This window comes from Streptomyces sp. PA03-1a, from assembly GCF_033792805.1.
GTDB lineage: Bacteria > Actinomycetota > Actinomycetes > Streptomycetales > Streptomycetaceae > Actinacidiphila.
The window spans coordinates 1-592 of sequence record NZ_JARAVO010000516.1 but is presented as its reverse complement, the minus strand read 5'-3'; the positions used below and the strand labels follow the sequence as shown (position 1 = coordinate 592).

General features: G+C 68.6%; 1 protein-coding gene. It reads right to left on the bottom strand.

Going from position 1 to position 592, the window contains the following annotated elements; genetic code table 11:
* Nucleotides 1-249 (bottom strand): hypothetical protein (locus PV341_RS45250; RefSeq protein WP_500361084.1); only part of this gene is annotated, 249 nt, incomplete at its 3' end.
* Between the last annotated feature and the right edge of the window lie 343 nt (nucleotides 250-592).

The following is a 592-nucleotide window of genomic DNA, read 5'->3' as shown; positions in this document are numbered from 1 at the left end:
CGCGAGGGTCTTGCGCACGCGGGAGTCCAACCGCCCGGCGTCCTGGTCCGTCACCTCGGACGTCACGTCGATCAGCGTCCTGGCGGCCGACGGCCCCTGAAGCGCGCGCCGCAGTCCGGCGTCCCCGACCGCGGCGCTGAACGCGGCCAGCGTGGCCACGGCGCAGGTGGTCAGGACGACGGACAACAATGCGGCAGCGAGTAGCAGCCGGTGCGCGCGCAGGCGCAGCAAAACGAAGCCCGGCACCATGCCCCCCGTTCTCGATGCCCATAACAGTGTGTTGCGAGTGCACGACCAGGTCACCGCCGAGCGGGGGGAGCGACACAGACTACGCCCATGCCACGACGTGACCAACAACTGCCCCATTGCCACACGAAAGTGGGTGGGCGCACGATCGGATGCTCATCGTCATCTTAAGCCTGCGTTTGTTTCCATCGTGTGAACAGGGGCTCAGCTTGGTGGCGCTTATGCTGGCGGGCATGAGCGAGGGACTGCTGGAACGGTGTGAGGGCCCGGGGGGCGACGGGGCGGCCTCCGAGGCGATGGTGGTGGTCGAGGACCTGGTGCGCACCTTCGGTGCCGGGGACACCGC